Origin of the sequence: Ectothiorhodospira variabilis (assembly GCF_022227625.1) — a bacterium.
Taxonomy (GTDB): domain Bacteria; phylum Pseudomonadota; class Gammaproteobacteria; order Ectothiorhodospirales; family Ectothiorhodospiraceae; genus Ectothiorhodospira; species Ectothiorhodospira haloalkaliphila.
In genome coordinates this window covers 1-2,606 of sequence record NZ_JAJNAO010000039.1, presented here as the reverse complement: position 1 = coordinate 2,606, position 2,606 = coordinate 1, and the positions used below count along the sequence as shown (strand labels likewise).

2 protein-coding genes are annotated in these 2,606 nt (G+C 61.9%); both read right to left on the bottom strand.

The window, feature by feature from the left end; all coding sequences use genetic code 11:
* The coding region (locus tag LPW30_RS15780; protein WP_238626056.1) for an AAA family ATPase at window positions 1–564 on the bottom strand (564 nt) is incomplete at its 3' end.
* Window positions 565–722: 158 nt separating this feature from the next.
* Window positions 723–2,291, bottom strand: coding sequence for an ATP-binding protein (locus tag LPW30_RS15775; RefSeq protein WP_239681349.1), 1,569 nt, complete (start codon window positions 2,289–2,291; stop codon window positions 723–725).
* Window positions 2,292–2,606 lie beyond the last annotated feature (315 nt).

The window sequence follows — 2,606 nt, the reverse complement described above, 5'->3', positions numbered from 1 at the left end:
CGGGTCGGCATCCTTGATGACGCTGTAGAGGTTCTTGAGGCCCTCGCGCAGTTCCCGGGCACGCTCCGGTTCCAGGATGTTGTCCAGGATGGGCTTGTCGTATTCATCGATCAGCAGCACCACCGGCTGACCCGTTTCCCGATGGGCGAGCTCCAGCAGGTCGGAGAACTCTCCGGGAATATCCGTCTCGGTCGCGGTGGCCTGGGTGAAGCGCTCGCGTTCCTTGCGTAGCTGGTGGCGAATGCGCGTGTCCAGCTCCTCGCGATTGCGCATCACGCCGCTGCCGAAGCTGAGGCGAATCACCGGGTGGGTTTGCTGCCAATCCCATTTATCATGAATGTACAGCCCCTCGAAGAGCTTTTGGCGACTCTCGAACAGGCAGCGCAGGGTATCCAGCAGCAGGCTCTTGCCGAAGCGGCGGGGGCGGGAGAGGAAGTAGTACTTGTTCTGGTGGACCAGGCGCTCGATGATCGGCGTCTTGTCCACGTAGTAGTACCCCCCCTCGCGGATCTCGGAGAAGGTCTGAATGCCGATGGGGAGTCTGAGACGCTGTTGGTCAGCCATGCCTGGCCCTCCGGGGACAAGTCGTGTGCCGGGGGCAGTCTATCATGGCCCTCGAGCAGGAAGGGGACACGCAAAAGGGGACAGACCCCTTTTCCGATGGCTCTCGCAGCAAAAGGGGACAGACACCTTTTGCTGGGCGGGCCACCTCCCACGGGGGCTCAGGCCGTTTCTACCTCAAACGCCACGATCTGGCGCTGTTCACTGGAGAACTCCACGCCGATCAGGTGGATCGGCTTGCCGGAGGCGCGGTACTTGTCAGCATAGCCCCTGGCCTTGATCTGCTCCAGCGCCCTGCCCTCGGGGAGTTGTTCCACCACCTTGAATTCGAACAGGTAGATGTGCCCGGCAAAGTCCACCGCCATGTCGACCTTGCCATGGTGGCTGGAATCTTCCACCGTGACCTGGACCCCAAGCGCAGCAAAATGGCTGTAGAACACGCTGGCGTAGTGGCCTTCGTACCGGGCAATCGGGTTGTTGCGGTACCAGTCGTGGGGCAGGCTGGCGTAAAGGGCCTTGAGGTGGGCTTCCAGGCCTGCCAGGTCGTGTCGCTGCAGCGTGTCCATCAGGCTCAACTGGTGGTTCTGGGCCTCGCTGTGGCCGATCCCGAGGACGGGAAGCAGCAGCTCGTTGAGGCTGCTCTCCACCTCCAGATTCGGGAATCCCAGCGTGTAGAGCCGGTAGCCCAGCATGGGCTCCTGCACGTCCTTGATGGTGATGTAGCCGGTCTGGAACAGCAGTCCTTCGGTGGTGATGTCATCCACATCGAAACGCCCAAGCAACTGGGCCCTGGCCTGGAGCCGATCCAGCTGGGGGGTGAAGATGCCGCGCTTCCTGAGCAGATCAATGAGGAAGGTGGGCGTGGCGCTCTCGAACCAGTAGGGACCGAACTCGCGTTTCTGGAGCAGAAGCAGCACATCGAAGGGGTTGTAGAGCGATTTGACCTCGGCGCCGCCCCAGCGGTAGCCGTTGTACCACTGGCGGATGGCCTCGCGGTCCAGGCCGGGCAGTTCCGGGGCGAATACCGTGTCGATGTCCTCATCGGTATAGCCGCAGATCGTGCTGAAGGGCGCATCCAGGGTGATGTCGTTGAGGTTGTTCAGCCCCGAAAACAGGCTGACCTTGCTGAACTTGGATACCCCGGTGAGCAGCACCAGGTGCAGGTGCGGGTCGGCGTCCTTGAGCACGCTGTAGAGGTTCTTGAGGCCCTCGCGCAGTTCCCGGGCACGTTCGGGCTCCAGGATGTTATCCAGGATGGGTTTGTCATACTCGTCGATGAGGACAACAACACCCCGGCCGTAGTGAGTGTGAGCCTGGCGAATGAGTGATGAAAACTCGGCGGAAATCAGCTTGGCAGGGGGATGGGGTACCCCGAGCTTTTCACGCTGCGTGTTCAGTTGATACCAGATGTGGTCATCCAGTTCCTGACGGGTCTTGTGGACGCCATCGGCAAAGCTCAGGCGAATCACCGGGTGAGTCTGCTGCCAGTCCCATTTGTCATGAATGTACAGCCCCTCGAAGAGCTTTTGGCGACCCTCGAACAGGCAACGCAGGGTATCCAGCAGCAGGCTCTTGCCAAAGCGGCGGGGGCGGGAGAGGAAGTAGTACTTGTTTTGGTGGACCAGGCGCTCGATGATCGGCGTCTTGTCCACGTAGTAGTAACCCCCCTCGCGGATCTCGGAGAAGGTCTGAATGCCGATGGGGAGTCTGAGCCGCTGTTGGTCAGCCATGCCTGGTCCTCCAGGGACAAGTCGTGTGCCGGGGGCAGTCTATCATGACCCCTGGCGTTTAGCGCTTGTATGGGAGTGGGCCTTTTGTGGGAGCGGGCCTCGTCCGCGAAGGCGGTGGGCACTTCAGCATAGGCAGGGCACTGCTGTCGCAGTGCATCGCCGGCAGGCCGGCTCCAACGGGGGAGCGGGCCTTTTGCGGGTGCGGGCCTTGCCCGCGAAGGCGGTGGGCACCTCAGCATGGGCAGGGCACTGCTGTCGCAGTGCATCGCCGGCAGGCCGGCTCCCACGGGGGCTCAGGTTGTTTCCACATCGAAT

Excerpts from the sequence above, each read along its gene's own strand:
- LPW30_RS15775 (WP_239681349.1), bottom strand. The coding sequence starts at position 2,291 with ATGGCTGACCAACAGCGGCTCAGACTCCCCATCGGCATTCAGACCTTC.